The sequence below is a fragment of the Vibrio algarum genome, assembly GCF_028204155.1.
Lineage (GTDB): Bacteria > Pseudomonadota > Gammaproteobacteria > Enterobacterales > Vibrionaceae > Vibrio > Vibrio algarum.
Genome location: NZ_JAQLOI010000003.1, coordinates 292,937 through 308,775 on the forward strand (window position 1 = coordinate 292,937; position 15,839 = coordinate 308,775).

17 protein-coding genes are annotated in these 15,839 nt (G+C 39.1%); 2 read left to right on the plus strand and 15 right to left on the minus strand.

Annotated elements, in window-relative coordinates; all coding sequences use genetic code 11:
- Window positions 1-27: 27 nt before the first annotated feature.
- From PGX00_RS16675 to PGX00_RS16690, 4 genes are all read right to left on the minus strand, one after another.
- Complete coding sequence (locus tag PGX00_RS16675; protein ID WP_272138658.1) at window positions 28-1,122, minus strand: ABC transporter ATP-binding protein; 1,095 nt, start codon at window positions 1,120-1,122, stop codon at window positions 28-30.
- Between the two features lie 415 nt (window positions 1,123-1,537).
- Entirely contained in the window at window positions 1,538-1,834 is a 297-nt protein-coding gene (locus tag PGX00_RS16680) for a Dabb family protein (RefSeq protein ID WP_272138660.1), read from the minus strand.
- 165 nt (window positions 1,835-1,999) lie between these two features.
- Window positions 2,000-2,173 carry a hypothetical protein gene (locus PGX00_RS16685; protein ID WP_272138662.1) on the minus strand — a complete coding sequence of 58 codons (174 nt, stop codon included), beginning with the start codon at window positions 2,171-2,173 and terminating at the stop codon, window positions 2,000-2,002.
- Window positions 2,174-2,215: 42 nt separating this feature from the next.
- Window positions 2,216-2,563, minus strand: a complete 348-nt coding sequence (locus tag PGX00_RS16690) for a DUF413 domain-containing protein (protein WP_272138664.1) — start codon at window positions 2,561-2,563, stop codon at window positions 2,216-2,218.
- A gap of 271 nt (window positions 2,564-2,834) precedes the next feature.
- Here PGX00_RS16690 and PGX00_RS16695 point away from each other — a divergent pair, with 271 nt between their 5' ends.
- Complete coding sequence (locus tag PGX00_RS16695; protein WP_272138667.1) at window positions 2,835-3,659, plus strand: mechanosensitive ion channel family protein; 825 nt, start codon at window positions 2,835-2,837, stop codon at window positions 3,657-3,659.
- 21 nt (window positions 3,660-3,680) lie between these two features.
- On the opposite strand, the gene PGX00_RS16700 is transcribed toward PGX00_RS16695, so the two are convergent.
- From PGX00_RS16700 to PGX00_RS16730, 7 genes are all read right to left on the minus strand, one after another.
- On the minus strand, window positions 3,681-4,586 hold the full coding sequence (locus PGX00_RS16700) for a LysR family transcriptional regulator (RefSeq protein WP_272138669.1): 906 nt from the start codon (window positions 4,584-4,586) through the stop codon (window positions 3,681-3,683).
- 63 nt (window positions 4,587-4,649) lie between these two features.
- Complete coding sequence (locus PGX00_RS16705) at window positions 4,650-5,993, minus strand: magnesium transporter (RefSeq protein ID WP_272138671.1); 1,344 nt, start codon at window positions 5,991-5,993, stop codon at window positions 4,650-4,652.
- Window positions 5,994-5,999: 6 nt separating this feature from the next.
- Entirely contained in the window at window positions 6,000-6,449 is a 450-nt protein-coding gene (locus PGX00_RS16710) for an ATP-dependent zinc protease family protein (protein ID WP_272138673.1), read from the minus strand.
- A gap of 29 nt (window positions 6,450-6,478) precedes the next feature.
- Window positions 6,479-7,483, minus strand: coding sequence for a succinylglutamate desuccinylase/aspartoacylase family protein (locus PGX00_RS16715; protein ID WP_272138675.1), 1,005 nt, complete (start codon window positions 7,481-7,483; stop codon window positions 6,479-6,481).
- A complete protein-coding gene (rimK, locus tag PGX00_RS16720) occupies window positions 7,483-8,388 on the minus strand; it encodes a 30S ribosomal protein S6--L-glutamate ligase (RefSeq protein ID WP_272138677.1) in 906 nt (301 codons plus the stop codon). Before rimK ends, PGX00_RS16715 begins: the two co-directional genes overlap by 1 nt.
- A 137-nt stretch (window positions 8,389-8,525) precedes the next feature.
- Complete coding sequence (locus PGX00_RS16725) at window positions 8,526-9,371, minus strand: hypothetical protein (RefSeq protein WP_272138679.1); 846 nt, start codon at window positions 9,369-9,371, stop codon at window positions 8,526-8,528.
- Window positions 9,371-10,084, minus strand: coding sequence for an IclR family transcriptional regulator (locus PGX00_RS16730; protein WP_272138681.1), 714 nt, complete (start codon window positions 10,082-10,084; stop codon window positions 9,371-9,373). Before PGX00_RS16730 ends, PGX00_RS16725 begins: the two co-directional genes overlap by 1 nt.
- A 273-nt stretch (window positions 10,085-10,357) precedes the next feature.
- Between PGX00_RS16730 and maoP the strand changes: the two genes are divergently transcribed.
- Complete coding sequence (gene maoP / locus PGX00_RS16735; protein WP_272138683.1) at window positions 10,358-10,618, plus strand: DUF413 domain-containing protein; 261 nt, start codon at window positions 10,358-10,360, stop codon at window positions 10,616-10,618.
- Window positions 10,619-10,715: 97 nt separating this feature from the next.
- Here maoP and PGX00_RS16740 read toward each other — a convergent pair whose 3' ends face one another.
- The 4 genes from PGX00_RS16740 to PGX00_RS16755 form a co-directional block, all read right to left on the minus strand.
- On the minus strand, window positions 10,716-11,627 hold the full coding sequence (locus tag PGX00_RS16740; protein WP_272138685.1) for a sensor domain-containing diguanylate cyclase: 912 nt from the start codon (window positions 11,625-11,627) through the stop codon (window positions 10,716-10,718).
- Window positions 11,628-11,762: 135 nt separating this feature from the next.
- Window positions 11,763-12,725, minus strand: a complete 963-nt coding sequence (gene zntB / locus PGX00_RS16745; protein WP_272138687.1) for a zinc transporter ZntB — start codon at window positions 12,723-12,725, stop codon at window positions 11,763-11,765.
- A gap of 104 nt (window positions 12,726-12,829) precedes the next feature.
- Window positions 12,830-14,362 (minus strand): phospholipase D family protein, encoded by a 1,533-nt coding sequence (locus PGX00_RS16750; RefSeq protein ID WP_272138688.1) that lies wholly within the window; start codon window positions 14,360-14,362, stop codon window positions 12,830-12,832.
- Window positions 14,363-14,534: 172 nt separating this feature from the next.
- The gene (locus tag PGX00_RS16755) at window positions 14,535-15,566 is read right to left on the minus strand and encodes an acyltransferase (protein WP_272138690.1); all 1,032 of its coding nucleotides are present in this window, start codon (window positions 15,564-15,566) and stop codon (window positions 14,535-14,537) included.
- Between the last annotated feature and the right edge of the window lie 273 nt (window positions 15,567-15,839).

The following is a 15,839-nucleotide window of genomic DNA, read 5'->3' on the forward strand; positions in this document are numbered from 1 at the left end:
CCTTCTTAGTCCATTAAGTTGGGTTGTTTACGGTTTAAGGGCTAACCCGTCGTTTACCGACCAAGTCAACCTTGCTGTTTCATTACGTTTGAAGCGCGGTGCCTGATGATCGTTCAAGACCTTTAACATAACTTCTGTTTTATCACTCAATCGGAAGAAGTAGCGGATGAAATCACCAACATAGAGTTGGGTGATAAAACTAGCTTCAATACTATTTGCGTTCTCAAGAGCGTGCTCGCCAATGAATAGATTTTCAGGACGAACAGCAAGAATGCACTCTTCTCCTATATCCGGTGCATTCATGGCCATCGATTTCACTATACTTCCGTCACCAAGCTTAAGTTCAGCTTGATCACCATGGATCTGTATGACGCTGGCGGGGAGATGATTATTCTCACCAATAAAGTCGGCAACAAATGCGTTAACCGGTTTTTCGTACAACTCATCCGGACTCGCGCATTGCTGAACAACACCGTCATCAAACACGGCGATACGATCCGACATGGTTAAGGCTTCCGTCTGATCGTGGGTTACATAGATAGCGGTAAATCCAATTTTTTCGTGAAGACGCTTGATCTCAAACTGCATTTGTTCACGCAGATTTTTATCTAGTGCTCCTAGCGGTTCATCCATAAGCACAATAGAAGGTTCAAAAATTAGAGAGCGAGCAAGGGCAACTCGTTGACGTTGTCCCCCTGATAATTGCCCTGGATAGCGTTTTCCAAATAGTTCAAGCTCAACCAAGGCGAGTGATTCAGCCACACGAGTTTCAATTTCATCTGCTGGGATTTTTCTAACTTTAAGGGGATAAGCAAGGTTTTCTTCAACGGTCATGTGAGGGAAAAGTGCATAGTGTTGAAACACCATGCCAATGTTTCTGTCGTATGGAGCAACATTGGTAATCGGCTGACCATCCACTAAAATCTCACCACTGGTGACATCTTCAAATCCCGCTAGCATCATCAAACACGTTGTTTTGCCAGAGCCTGAAGGGCCCAAAAGAGTGACAAACTCTCCTTTTCGGATATTCAGGTTAAATTCTTTAACAACAAGATTATGCAGGTCGTAGCTCTTTTTAACTTTGAGAAACTGTACGTATTTCTCGTCACTTTTATTGCTCATGCATCCCTCTTAGAACAGCTTATTTACGACGATTCCCGTGCAATGGCACAAGTTTTCGCACTCACCCAACATCCTGTTTTAGAGCGCTTTTTTTTCGTTTAGTGCGAATACACTAACCGCTATACCTCTTACTTATCGCAAGTTCAGTGCCAGTTAGATTTATATGATGAAAAATCAATTGATATGCTAATTTAGTAGGATTGGGACGAGCTAGAGTAGTTCGAGAAACTAGTAAGTAAGAAAATAACAGCACAATATGCTAAAAACTAATTGGACGGGGATATCTATACATACGAAAAATAGAACCCTCTAATGGTGCGCGTTCACCAGTAATGTGCACAACTGATAGCTTTGTATAAGATCTCTTTCAGTTGTGGCACCATCTGTGATTGATAGGATTTTTGTTGGCAACTTTCTAAATGCTATAGTCAAATACCACGATATCTTTAATAATCTTTCGAAAATGAACCTTCAAAGCTTCATGCTCTGGATGAGGTAAATACCTTTGTCTCGCCTCTTCATCACTAAAGGTCATTAAAATAGCCAGATCGTAATTTTTATTTTTCCCCTCAAGGCTATCATTTATCCCCCACTCGACCTCTACAATACCGTCAATTAACCGCGATATTTGCATAAACGCCTGTTTTGCTGCATCCATCTCTTCTGTTGTTGCTTCGGGTTTTGTTTCTATCAGCATAATATGGCGTATCATTTATTTTCCTTTTTTTGCATTTTTTTTGCCTGCGCGAAAAACGCTTCTATCCGTGACTTTTGTACGGTATCTAAATACTCAATTTTTGTCACTAACGATTGTCATCTTAAAATAATTACGTCACCGTCCCAATGGGTACGGTGACGTAATTGAAAGCGCTGTCAGTTATTCTTCTTCTCGATATTCGCTAGGTGAATACTCACAACATGGGCATATATATTGGCCGCTGACAATGACCGTATCCGCCATTAAAAAGTAACAATTGGGACATACCTTATTACCAATGTTGTAGGTGACTGCATTTTCTAATTGGCGGATTTTCTTAATCACATTACTCATTTTACCTACTTATATTCCAGCATCTCTGCCCGAAATTCTCAGTTAGTATGCTTCTTCAAACATACCTTCTGAATACATATTGTGGTGTTTACTTTTTCCGTTTAAGGTATAGAAATTTTTTCTTCCTCTAGCTAACTTAATATATTTAAGCCATGTTCTTTCCAGTTTAGTTTTTGCTTTTCCTGGATTATTTATTACTTTCAGAAAATGTTTTTCCTCTGCATTAATCGGCAAAATCTCCCCCATCTCTAAGGCTAACAGCGTTTGTCCATATGAACTTAGAAGGTAATCCTCACTCAATGTAAAATCACCAGACTTACCAAAACCACGAGAAAATGCTTTATTATCATAAAAACGTTTCTCACCAATTCTAATTTCAGTTTCAATCATTTCTCTGTCCTCAAAATGCCTACACCGGCCCTTTGAGTGAAAGGTATTTCGAATTCCACAAAAAATACAGCAAATTATTTTTTTCATTACGACAAAATTTATTAATGTATGTTTCCCGGAATTTACAACAAAAAACAACTATCGTCACAACAAAAATATTTTCATCTATTTAGTTGAAAATTAACATTATTTTTAATGACAATTCGTGTTTCACACCTATAATCCACCCTATTCTTACACTGTAATAATTAATCAAAATTCTGAGTTTAAAATGCTGATATCTGACATCCCTGTCCCTCCAAAAGTGATTTTTACATTATTGTTAATCATCATCGTATGGACACTGAAATACCTTTGGATTGCCGCGATTAGGCACAATCATAATCCGCTGCAAGAGAGGCATAAAAACTGGATAAGTGTTGCCAGAAATTTAAGTAATCTTGGCCTAGTTATCGGTGTAGCCGTTGTTTGGCTTTCTGAACTTCAGAATTTTGCAATTTCAGTTGCAGCATTTACCGTCGCTATTGTCATTGCGACAAAAGAACTGTTGCAGTGCTTTCTTGGCTTCTTTTCATGGGTAACAAACAGGCCATTCAGGGTAGGTGATTGGATTCAGGTCAACGGTCATTGCGGTGAAGTATCTGATATCGATTGGATAAAGTTTAGGTTGTTAGAAGTCGATTTAGAAAATGGTTACACGTATACGGGAAAATCAATTACGGTAATGAATAGTGTTTTGCTTATTCAGCCGGTCATCAATTTAAACTTTATGCGCAGATATGTCATGCACAGTTTTTCTATAGTAAGAGAAAATGAAGTTAACTTATTCGATTTAAAACTACCGATGATGGCAACGATTACAGAATTGATTAGCCCGTTTCAAGATGTTGCATCTCGTTATTCGAATTTGATTAGTAATAGATTAGAGATCGAAGCAACGTCGATTGAACCATTTATTTATATTCATACAACAGATGTTGCCAATCAAGTGATCTCGATTACTATATTTTGTCCAACGGAAGAAGCGCATTCGCTAGAGCAAAAAATTACAGAGCGTTTTATGACGCTCTGGTATGAAAAACTAAAAACTATTTAAAAGTGACGCGACAGTGGTTAATCAATCGCTGTCGCTTTGAATATTCTCGATTTCCCCTGCTTGTACCAAACTAAACGCTGAAGAAGGATCTATCTTGTGAATGAGTTTCTCTACAGCAAGAATGGCTTCAATTGACGTGCTTTTCTTGCGATAACTTAGATATAGCGGCCTATCCCAATTCAGGCTACCCTCTACTGGCATTAATTGCCCAGAATTTAAGAAAGGCTCAACAACCGAAGCCGGTAAATAAGCACTCCCTCCTTTCTCTAGAATAAAGTCTAATGCAATTCTGCCTGTTGATGTTCTCAAATATGGGGCATATTTCTGAGGGTGCCTATCGGCATGTTCCGAAGCGAAAGCCGTACCCCAATCGACGTAAACGTATCGCTTTGAAAGAGCAGTTTCTACATCACACTCAATAGTTGAGACTAAAACCAAAGTAAGATCAGTGATTTTCTTACACTCTAGCTCTTCTGCTTTTAACGGATCAAATGCAAATGCAATATCTAATGTGCGCTCGATTAATCCTCTATTGATTTGATCACGGCTTAATACTTCAGCATTAAAACCATAACCGTGAAATTCATCCGCCACTACACTCAAACAGTTTTGCAGGTAGGCATCCCATATATTAGGCGTCCCCGCAATCGTCAGTTGTAACGCTTTGGAACTTTCCAAAGAGAGCTCATATTTAGCTTGTTGTAGGGTTTTCACCATAACTTCAGCATAACCAATTAACCGCTCGCCTGAAGAAGTGAGTTTAATGTTATTTCTGTCTCTAGTGAACAAAACGGTATTGAAGTAGCTTTCTAATTGTTTGATTCTAGCGCTAACAGCCGCTTGCGTGATGTGAAGGTTTTCTGCGGCTCGGCCAAAATGCCTGACACGAGCCAGCTCTAAAAATGTACTTAATACTCTTACGTCCACTGTTGCTTTCTCTTTATGTCTGCTAGTTAAGTATCACTGTAAGTTCAGCAATTAAACATAACTTTAAACTAAAAAGATAGCTCCTAACCCTAAAAATACTAGAAAGCCAACAACATCCGTTACAGTCGTAAGAACCACTGAACCAGCAACAGCGGGATCAATGTTTAACTTTTTAAGCGTAAAGGGAATCAAGGTTCCAGACAACGCTGCAGCTAGACTGTTGACACAAATTGCACAACAAATAATCATAGCCAGGGCGACAGAGTCAAATATGTAATAAACCACACTGGCGATAACCGCCCCCATTACCATACCGTTAATCAGCGCTATTTTTACTTCTTTATTGACAAGTAGCCGTAAATTGCTCTGATGTAAGTGATTTAAAGCAATACCTCTTATCGCTACAGCAAGGGTTTGACTGCCAGCAATCCCTCCCATACTCGCGACAACTGGCATAAGAATAGCCAACGCAACAACCTGTTCCACCACATTTTCAAACACACCAATTATGGCTGATGCGGCAAAAGCAGTGAACAGATTGATAACTAACCATAATGCTCTTAGCCTTGTCGCCACTTTCAAAGGTGTAAACAAGTCCTCTTCACTTTTTACATTTTCGGCAACTACTGCTTGTAAGCTTAATTCTCTTAAAGTGAGAGTGATGGTTGTTAATGACATTACTCCCATTATCTTCCCATCAGATAAAACAGGAAACCAGTGGGAGTGCCCATCAATAGAGACTTGTTTACTCACTTCTTGTATATCTTGTGTATCTTCTAAAACCGGTGTGATTACCGCTAGTTCTTTTAATTTTACGTTATTTTCTTGAGTCAAAAAGGCTTCTGGTTCAACTGTGCCCACTATCCCCGACGCGTCTCTAACAATGATAAGACGGACAACCGATTCAACATTTTTTAGAATTTCACTTTTGATTCTTCCTACACTGTTCTTAGCGTTAGCGACTAAAAAATAGGGTTCAACGTATCGTCCAACTTTATTGTCATCATAAGACAATGCTTGCTGTATATAAGCGACCGTTTCTTTACTTTGTGTTAACAGATATTCATCAACAAAGTCTGTTGGTAAAAAGTCGGCAAAATTGACGACATCTGTTTCCGTAATGCAGGACAGCCTTTCACTCGCTATATTTTCAGGTAGCGACTGATGGATATGTTTCGCTGTCTCATATTGCAAGAAGTTTAAGATTGTCCAATATCTTGTTGCCGGAATAACCTCTACAATTTGCAATCGATGTTGGACGTTGACAGATTCTAATATATTGGCAAGTTCACTGTCCTGATAATCGATGAGAAACCTCAGATCATCGGATGCTCCCATTGCGCTAATAAATTCAGCTAACAATTCGGGGTTATTTTCAGTAATTTGCAATTGATTAAAGTCTGTCATTTTTATCTATCCTGAGCTTATGTCTGTAGGTTCGTCTACAAGTGTGAACGCTCTGCTTGGATCAACATAAACGCGATCCCCCATACCTTCTCGCCCTAAGAGCATTAAGTAACTCATATCTTTACGGTTGGTTAGTGTTATCTCGATAGGCCATGATAAACCGCCAATAGAAAATAGCGTGCTAATGACATATCGCTGCTCTGATTCACCATTCGAAGACTTTATTTTTCTTGAGTCAACAACGGGGGCTGATGTCTTAACCGTTTGTTCCATATTGTAAATATCGGGGTGCAGATCAAACTCAACGTAAAGTTGCCCCTTTTTACGAAATCGACGTATGTTGTCCACATGTATGGATGAGGTTTTTGCTCCCGTATCCACGCGAACTTCTAAGTCTGAGATACCTAATTCTGGCAAGCAACACAACTCAAGGTTGCCAATTATTAATCTATCCAATGGTTTTCCTCTTCATAAGTGTTTAAGTTTTACAAAATTATAGAGTCGTGCATTATTTCGATATGTTCTGCCACATCATCTTCGTCTTTACCAAAATAAGCGATATGGAACATAGCATCGCCCTCTTGTACTAAAGGGATATTCTGTTTACCAATAATTATCCCAGAGCGCGTAGAAACAGCTTTATGAATTAAGTCTCCTAAGGGCGAATTAATTTCAGCAAGAATTTGCCCCTTTTCAACTTGCTCCCCAAGTTTGACAAACTCATGTACAAAACCACTACCAGCCGCTCTAATCCACTCGCTTTTATTCGCAATGTAAGGTTCAATTTTTCTGCGACTAGAACGCTTTCTAAGCAACCCTAAACCCATTAATACTTTTTGTACGCCTTTGACTCCTGTCTGAATCGACAATTCATCAAAACGAAGTGCTTCCCCTGCTTCATACAACAAAATGCGGGTGCCTCTGCTCGTTGCTGCTTCGCGCAGAGACCCATCTCTTAATACCGAATTTAACAGCACAGGCACGCCAAAAGCTTGGGCAAGCTCTAGTGTTTTTTCATCACTCAAATCGGCTCGAATTTGAGGTAGATTTGAGCGATGTATAGCGCCTGTATGTATATCGATACCATAATCACAATATTGAACCACATTTTCCATGAAGTCTTGTGCAAGTCTTGCGGCCAACGAGCCTTTCGCTGACCCCGGAAAACATCGGTTGAGGTCCCTTCTATCTGGCAAGTATCGGCTTTGATTAAGTACTCCATAGACATTGACCATTGGTACTAAGATTAAGGTTCCACGGATGACTTTTAAATTCGCTTTAATTAACCGGCGAATTATTTCGATGCCATTCAGTTCATCACCATGCACTGCAGCGCTTACAAATACCGTTGGGCCCTTTTTTACTGCTCTTTGCACGTGAACAGGAATAGAAAGCTCAGTATCGGTGTATAGCTTGGCGACTGGAATATTGATTTGACACTGTGTGCCGGGTAAAACGTCAGTACCAGCAATCGTCAAACTATTTACCATTAACCTTTTCCTCGTGTTTTATTCGCGTTTGGTTTAGCGCTTTTTTCGATAAAATCAAAAATCATTCCTGCGACATCTTTGCCTGTAGCCGTTTCAATACCTTCAAGACCTGGGGATGAATTCACCTCCATCACAACAGGCCCATTTTTCGACTGTAAAATATCCACACCGCAAAGGTTCAGACCCATAGCCTTGGCAGCATTAACAGCCGTAAGACGTTCTTCTTTTGTAAGTCGGACTAATTGCGCCGAACCACCTCGGTGTAGATTAGATCGGAACTCACCTTCACCAGCTTGACGCTTCATTGCTGCAATCACCCGATTACCAACAACAAAGCAGCGAATATCAGCACCACCAGCCTCTTCAATAAATTCTTGTACTAGAATGTTCGCTTTTAACCCCATAAACGCCTCAATCACACTCTCAGCGGCTTTATTCGTTTCGGCTAAAACAACACCAATTCCTTGTGTACCTTCAAGTAACTTGATAACAACTGGAGCTCCACCTACATTCTTAATCAAATCTTGAATCTTATCGGGTTTACTTGCAAAACCTGTTTTAGGAAGTCCTATTCCTTTACGAGATAGCAACTGCAAAGACCGCAATTTGTCGCGAGACCGACTGATAGCGACTGATTCATTGATACAAAAAGTGCCCATCACCTCAAATTGCCTAACAACGGCGGTTCCGTAAAAGGTAATCGATGAACCTATACGGGGAATCACAGCGTCGTACATAGGCAAATCCTTTCCGTGATAACGTACTTTCGGATTGCTACTGGTAATATCCATATAGCAATGAAGAGTATCGATTATATCTACCTGATGCCCTCTAGCCTCACCTGCTTCCTTTAGACGGCGAGTAGAATATAAAGATTCGTTACGAGATAAAATTGCAATACGCATGTTAACTTTCCAACTATTTGGGAATGAATATGGCGCGAAAATAATCTTTAACCATGTTAAATGAAAGCAAATAATATCTATCTTATCGACAATGAATTTCTATGGTTATTATTGCTATTAATTAACACTATTATTTATTAAGCGGCGTATAGAGAGTTTTCAACTTTTGTTCTAATTACATCTAACACTGCTTTCACTTCTTTGGAAAAAATCAGCGCTTCATTTTCCCCCGTCAAGTGCACAAAGATTACTTTTTTTGAATGCATACAAAGCTTAATTGCGGATAACAATAACTCTAAATCCATCGCAAATGGCGGTTTAATCGTCATACCTCGTACAATCGTTTTCAAATCGATGTTTAAAGCAATCACTTCATGTTTAAACAGGAATTCTTCTAGTTCATTGAATAGATTAAGTGCAGAGGTTGAATAAAACGAAGCACTGTTCATCCATTTAACGCCTAAACTTTTTGCTAAATTTAATTCTGTTGCGGTCATAATATCTTCAAAGACCCCTACACTTATCATGCTCGTGTTTGGTTTCTGAGTTAAAATAGACACAAAGCCCTGCATTGGGATAAAACTCATGCTGTTGACTAAGTCTATTCGATGATTGATATTTATCACCCCGACGTCACAACGGTCATAATCTGCAATACATTCAGTAAAACTTTCGCAATTGTTTGAGAACACAACGGGCAACGCGGATTTTTCAAATAGCGACTGTATATATCGAGAAAACTCCATTACGTCGACTATATTAGATTGCAAAATCGGAAAATAACCACCATTCTTCATTGGCAGCGTATGCGTTAAATCCGTTTTACTATACCAATAATATGCATATTCTATCGCTTGTTCTGCTTCTTCGAAAAATAGATAATCGTCTTCTGTTGACTTAAGGCAAGTGCCAACAAGGATTATTTCTTTATTGCGGAGACTCGCCCTTTTTTTGATAAAACGCTCTACAATATTTTTAAACATCATCTGCTCCCACATAATATTGATGCTTCATTCATTAGATCTTGAATGACTCGTTCAAAACCTTTTTTTGCTCGTTCACTCGGTGCCATAATAGTAATCGCACCACATAGGTGTTTTTTACGGATGATCGGCACACTCACGCCGACAACACCGGCGTAGTAATCCGACGTACTAATTGAAAAGCCATCTCTTCTGGTTTTACTTAAGCTTTGTTGCCACTGAAGGTCGTGGAAATTTAGCCCGTAGTATTTGGCTACTTTTTTTTGCCGTTCTTTTGGTAAGTTAGCTAACAACACTTTCGAGCTAGCCCCTTTTATCAATGGCTGTGTTTGCCCTACTTCAAAGGAACACCTCAATGCTTCTGAACTCTCTCTACATAGAGTACATAAAGCATGATAACCAGCAGGCACCATAAACATGCACGTTTCGCCAGTAACATTGCTTAACCGTTCCAAAGCTTTTTGATACTCACTATTTTCTAACTTTGCTCTCTCGTGGTTGCTAGCTAAAGTAAGTGACATTGAACCAATGTATATTTCTCTTGTACTCAGGTTCTCTTCAAGTAACAGCCAATCTTTTAATAGCGTTATGTAGCGATACAAACTGCTAAGAGGCATATTTAAGTCTTTACTCAAGCGCTTTACACTTACAGGTTTTCCATAAGTCGCGACCTGAGAAAGAATGATGAAAACCTTGTCATTCGTATTACTCATATCTTCCAGTGACAATTAATTTAATAGTACGCAGATAAAATTCTCATAATATGAGAATGGCAATGTTATAAATATTGATACTATTCCTTAAACTGAAATGCGCCAATATAAAATTCAAATCAAAATTTTTATTAAAAAGACAAATACTTTTTATCGATGATATATATTTAGTCAACAAAATAAATCTATCATTTCGAATCAAATTTTTTTCTAGATTATTGGTAAAAATACTGATATTAGTTATATGAATACTAACCAACTCAAACTAGGACTATGCAACATATTAAGCTACGTATGGGACAGGACCACTTCGAAGATGAAGATAGGTTTCCTGATGGATTTGCAGAATCTGGCGAATTTACTTACGCAGAAGAAGAGCTCTTAACATATTGGGGAGAAACCATGTATGCCCTAGAGCTTGGAGAGATAATTCCCGAAAATTTAGAAGAAGAGCACTTTGTACAAGCAATAAAGAATCCTAAACTGGCTCACTCTTGCCTTGAAAAAGTATGGTTAAAATACAAAACACTATAGAAGCGACTTGGGTGAGTAGCCGTTGATGTCACTACTCTCCCTTTCAAAAATTCAGCGTTATTTACGTCTTAAGCCTCGTTACCTGGCTGCAGAATATTTAAAGAGAATCACATTCAGACACTCGAACATAAGGAACTTTATCTAATTTCGACTGATACATCGCCTTATCGGCTAGCTCTATAACCAACTCTAGTTCTTTACCATCATGAGGCAAAATGCCAATACCGATGCTGACACCGACAGTTATCTCACGTGCCAGTTTTTCTACATTAACAGGCATTGTAATGAGATCATGGAGCTTATGAGCAAGCCCCTGTGCTTCCATTTCATATCCCTGGTGGTCGTTAATAGTAAACAACACCAAAAATTCATCCCCACCAAGACGAAAACAAATATCACTACTACGAAGCTGCTGTGTCAAACGGTTCGCTACCTCTATTAGTAACTGATCACCAACATCATGTCCGAACGTGTCATTTATAGCTTTAAAGCCATTCAAATCTAAATAGGCAATTCCTAAGCAACCAGAATCAAGTATGGTAAGAGACTGCTTTTCTAATATGGTTTCTAAATGACGTTTATTAAACAGATTCGTTAACGGGTCGGTCGTCGCTTCATTTCTTAGGTCATCGATTAATTCTTGCACTGTGGAGTAATCTTGTATTGTTGCGATACCGCATGGTGCACCATTGAATTCAATATTGGCGATAGATATTCTTGCATGAAAACCTTCGCCACTTGAATGCATACAAGGCATGATGCTTCTCGACATCATTGCTCTAGCTTGAGATTTATTGAGTATAAAATTATTTACTTTAACATCGTGTTGTTTCACTGCATTCGGCTTCATTAAATCAATGAGCTTGAGGCTTAACAATTTTTCTTTTTCATAACCAAAAAGCTTAACGCAAGAATTGTTCACAAAAACGATATTGGAATGCTCATCAACAATTAATATGGCATCAACTAGAAAGTCTAAAAAACGAGAAATTTCATCTGTCTGTTCCATTATAATTATGTCCTTATCAACATACACTTATACACATTAGCATAACACGATATGTTTAATCTTACCTATTTAAGCATTGTACTTCTGACACATTGAAAACTAATAATTACAGTAAAATCATCTCATTTAAGGCCATTAGAACCATTTTTTCTTCTTAAAAATCCAAATTTGGATAGCGACAACCCCAACAAGTAACAGAGTAAAAATAACAAAAGAATTATTGTTTTCTGCCCCCGGAATACCGCCAACATTAATACCCAACAACCCAGTAAGAAACCCCAAAGGCAAAAAAATGGCAGCCACAATTGAAAGAACATACATACGATTGTTCATCTGCTCGGCGAGGCGGTTACTGAGTTCTTCTTGGCTTACCGCGGCACGATCTTTTATTGAATCTAAATCTTCTATGTAACGAACAAGATGATCTAACGTTTCACGCAATTGAATTTTTTCTTCCGTTGAAAACAACGTGATTTTTTCACTTAACAATTGCAACATGGCGTCTTTTTGTGGCGATAAATAGCGCCTCAAAGATATGATTTGACGACGTAAAATAGAAAGTTCATTGCGCAAACTATAATTGGTAGAAGTGATTATGTTCTCTTCAATGTCAGCGACTTTTTCTTCTATCTCATTGATTGTGTCACTCATTCTTGAAATGAGTTTTTCTGTTAGATCTATTACAAACTTTGGCGCGGAGCTTGGACCGTTGCCTAAGTTAAAATCATTGGCGATGTCCTGTGTTGAAAGTAACTTTCGACGTCTGGTGCTGATCACGTTGTTTTTTGTTACCCACAAACGGATAGACACCATGTCTTCTGGGTTGCTACCTGCGGCTAAATTAACCCCTCTTAACGATATCAATATTCCATCACCAAGAGCGGTTGCCCTAGGGCGTGTCTCTTCATCTAACAGTGCATTGATCACTGTCGAGTTGAGCCCACTATGCTGCTTTAGCCATTCAACTGTTGAGAGTGACGTGTAGTCAAAATGCAGCCAATGTGGTTTAGTCACCTCCAGTTCAGAACTATGTTCGATCTGCTGGTGTAAGCCGTCTTTATCGAAATAGAACCCATATAGAACATCAGAAATTTGCATCGTCAACCTTATACATTGGTGATTAGAACAGAAAGTAGCTCAACGAAAAATAGCACCTCATTAATAACTAACTTCCACCTTAGTTACGCTAAAAACACGTTACTTTATAGGTACTTCTCTATTGGTAATAACTGTAATAAATGGGATTTAGTTCTTTCCCATTGGCCAGTTTCTGGTTCAGTTTCCCAGCTTTCGGTACCAGAATACCAGCGAACTTCGCCTTCGTGTAAATCTAAACGCCAGCTATTATCTTCATCCATTGCATTATCTATATCAGCGGCTAAGCTTTCGGCAACATTTTGATTGTTGATTATCAAAACAGATTCCGTATTGAAGTAGGTTGAGCGCAAGTTGAAGTTAAAAGAACCGATGACAGCAATGCGTCTGTCAAAAACAGAAGATTTTGCATGAAGGCCATAGGCTGTTGTAGGAGCACATTTTGAAATATCCTTTGTAGACTCTTCACACAATTTCGCTTCTGGTTTTAACTCAAATAATTCTATTCCATGTTCTAGCATATCCGCTCGTCGTCCAGCGTAACCAGAATGGTTTGTGATCAGGTCGTTAGAGGCCATTGAATTGGTCAGTGCTTTTATCTGAACGCCATTGTCAGTCAATTTTTGTAACGCTTTTAATTGACGATCATCAAATATTAAATAAGCCGATTCCAATAAAAACTCTTGTTCAGATTGACTCGCTAATTTAGCTAATAATCTAGCGGTAGCCTTAGGCTGATCGCTGTCATTTTCATCGACGGGTACTGGTTTGTCAGAAACAAAAATTGCTCGAACCCAGATCATCTTAGCCATTAATTTTTGGATAAACTGCTGTGCAACCTTGTTGCCTTCTGGTAAGGCGGGATAACTTGAATAATGAGGAGCTGAAATATCATATAACACAGGTTGCTCTATAGAAGAGTCATCACCTAATAAATCGACTGGGTACGACCAGCGACTGTCCCAGTATTCTCTAAAGCTGGCTTGTATATCCGTAACCACAGACCCCATTACCAATGCGTCTCGGTCACGAAAATTTATTTCATCAGAAAGGTCAAAATATTCATCGCCGATATTACGCCCGCCAACAATAGATAGAACCCCGTCAACGGTAAATGATTTATTGTGCATACGACGATTTAAACGAGGCAAATCACCCAATAAGTTTAGCCACTTTGCGACCCCACGGCGGCTGGGAATCGGGTTGAATACGCGGATCTCTATTTGAGGATGAGCATCAAGCGCGACCAGTAGGCCCTCTCGTTCATTAAGATTGATGTCATCAAGCATGACACGGATTTGAACACCGCGATCTGCGGCCTCAATCAATCGTTTTGCTAAATAGTGTCCAGAAGCATCCGAATTCCATATATAATATTGAATATCAATGCTGTGCTCTGCTGTTTCAATCAATGCCAACCGCTGAGCCAAAGCGTCCCAACCAGAGTCTTGCAATAAAACCGCACTTGTTTCTTGCCCTAGCTGTTCGCGCCTATAGGCGTCTCTCAATTCTGATAATGTGCTGGTTGGCTGTTGAGAAAGCGACTCCGCCGGGTGTTCAATCTCATCGGGAAGAGAGCCACAACCCGCAAGGACAACGACTAAAAACATGACAATACGGATTCGTTGGAGCACAAGCATCTATTTCACTTCCTTGTTAAATTTTATTAATCAATTCTGATTCTATCTGTCCATTATTTCCAATAAGGCCAAGTATTTAAACTTACTTATCTATATATCATATGAAATACCCTAACCCATTGGTTAATCTAGCACAACGGACAAGCGACGTGCCAATTCCTGCCGTTTATATCTAACGAAAGAATACTTTCCTCAATATAGTACGAGAAACCAACCATACAAATAACAGGGTAACAATCGTCGTTCCGGCCACTAAAACTATATCCCGTATATAGGTTTCTAAACCCAACATACCCGTAATATTTTGCATCGCAATAACAACAGGAAGATGCACAATGTAAACTCCAAGCACCATGCTGCTTAACTTAAATACGTATGGGTGGTTCCCCCATAATGGATTGTTTAACAAAATGAAAAATAAACCTAGGCCCCAAAATGGTGTACCAAGTAGGAAGTCATGAATGTTGAAAGCTTTGTCGAATCCTGTGAGCCAATATGCTTCAAAGAAATGAATACACATACCGATGACAGCTAAGAGAGACGCTACCTGAATCGAAAGAGTGTAATTTTTACGTCTTATTTCATAGCCAAGCAAAACCAGAAGTGTACTAAAAAAAGGACCATTTCGTGTAAAGAACGGTGCAACAATACCAGTGATACTATCGTAACTACCCGCTGCCACTCCATATAGATACAGAGCAATAGCGACGACTGGTAGTAACACCGTTATTTGCAACTTAACACCCAATGCAATGATAGCCACCGCACAAACAAGCCCTGGAATAAACCACAAATGAACAAGGCCACCCTCCATAAAGGTATTTAGAGGGTTTTGCATCAACCACCCCCAATATGCACTCCGTTCAGCCATGTATCCTTGTGTTGTCCACATTTCCCAATTAAATGGCATCAGAAGACAAATAACACTCCATACAACCCATATTTTAATCAGTGGTAAGCTATAGGAAATAAGAGTATGAAAGGGATCACTAGAAAGCTTTGGTTGGATCAAATACCCAGATAATAGAAAGAAAAAAGGGACAGAGAATCTAGCAAGCTGATTGACGATATAACCTACCCATGGTGTGCCATCAAAAAGTGGTGCACTGATCAGAATATGATTATGGAGTAGCACAATTGCAAACATGGAGATAATGCGACCTAATTCAAGGCTGGCGATTTTTTGAGAATGTTCGGTTGGCATAGAAGATCTTAGTTCTTTGCAAAAAGGAACAAGATATTACCTGCTTACCGCCAAATAGGCATACCTTTTACTGAAAAAAGGCGCCTATCTGAATCGAAATAGGACTTGCTCACTATCTATAAATAATGAGCCGAGCACTGCATATAGCAAATAAATAGGTGAGCGCTCAAACATCGATATTTCTTAAGGGTTCCCTTAGTCTTGTTCATGATACGTTTTAGATCAAGTGCAGGTATACTTATCATGAACAAGACTACAATCACTTTATATCTG

Coding starts and splice junctions, on each gene's coding strand:
- maoP (WP_272138683.1), top strand. CDS start 10,358: ATGCAACATATTAAGCTACGTATGGGACAGGACCACTTCGAAGATGAA.
- PGX00_RS16740 (WP_272138685.1), bottom strand. CDS start 11,627: ATGGAACAGACAGATGAAATTTCTCGTTTTTTAGACTTTCTAGTTGAT.
- PGX00_RS16755 (WP_272138690.1), bottom strand. CDS start 15,566: ATGCCAACCGAACATTCTCAAAAAATCGCCAGCCTTGAATTAGGTCGC.
- PGX00_RS16680 (WP_272138660.1), bottom strand. CDS start 1,834: ATGATACGCCATATTATGCTGATAGAAACAAAACCCGAAGCAACAACA.
- PGX00_RS16705 (WP_272138671.1), bottom strand. CDS start 5,993: ATGACAGACTTTAATCAATTGCAAATTACTGAAAATAACCCCGAATTG.
- PGX00_RS16750 (WP_272138688.1), bottom strand. CDS start 14,362: ATGCTTGTGCTCCAACGAATCCGTATTGTCATGTTTTTAGTCGTTGTC.
- PGX00_RS16685 (WP_272138662.1), bottom strand. CDS start 2,173: ATGAGTAATGTGATTAAGAAAATCCGCCAATTAGAAAATGCAGTCACC.
- zntB (WP_272138687.1), bottom strand. CDS start 12,725: ATGCAAATTTCTGATGTTCTATATGGGTTCTATTTCGATAAAGACGGC.
- rimK (WP_272138677.1), bottom strand. CDS start 8,388: ATGCGTATTGCAATTTTATCTCGTAACGAATCTTTATATTCTACTCGC.
- PGX00_RS16675 (WP_272138658.1), bottom strand. CDS start 1,122: ATGAGCAATAAAAGTGACGAGAAATACGTACAGTTTCTCAAAGTTAAA.
- PGX00_RS16715 (WP_272138675.1), bottom strand. CDS start 7,483: ATGGTAAATAGTTTGACGATTGCTGGTACTGACGTTTTACCCGGCACA.
- PGX00_RS16695 (WP_272138667.1), top strand. CDS start 2,835: ATGCTGATATCTGACATCCCTGTCCCTCCAAAAGTGATTTTTACATTA.
- PGX00_RS16730 (WP_272138681.1), bottom strand. CDS start 10,084: ATGAGTAATACGAATGACAAGGTTTTCATCATTCTTTCTCAGGTCGCG.
- PGX00_RS16725 (WP_272138679.1), bottom strand. CDS start 9,371: ATGTTTAAAAATATTGTAGAGCGTTTTATCAAAAAAAGGGCGAGTCTC.
- PGX00_RS16690 (WP_272138664.1), bottom strand. CDS start 2,563: ATGATTGAAACTGAAATTAGAATTGGTGAGAAACGTTTTTATGATAAT.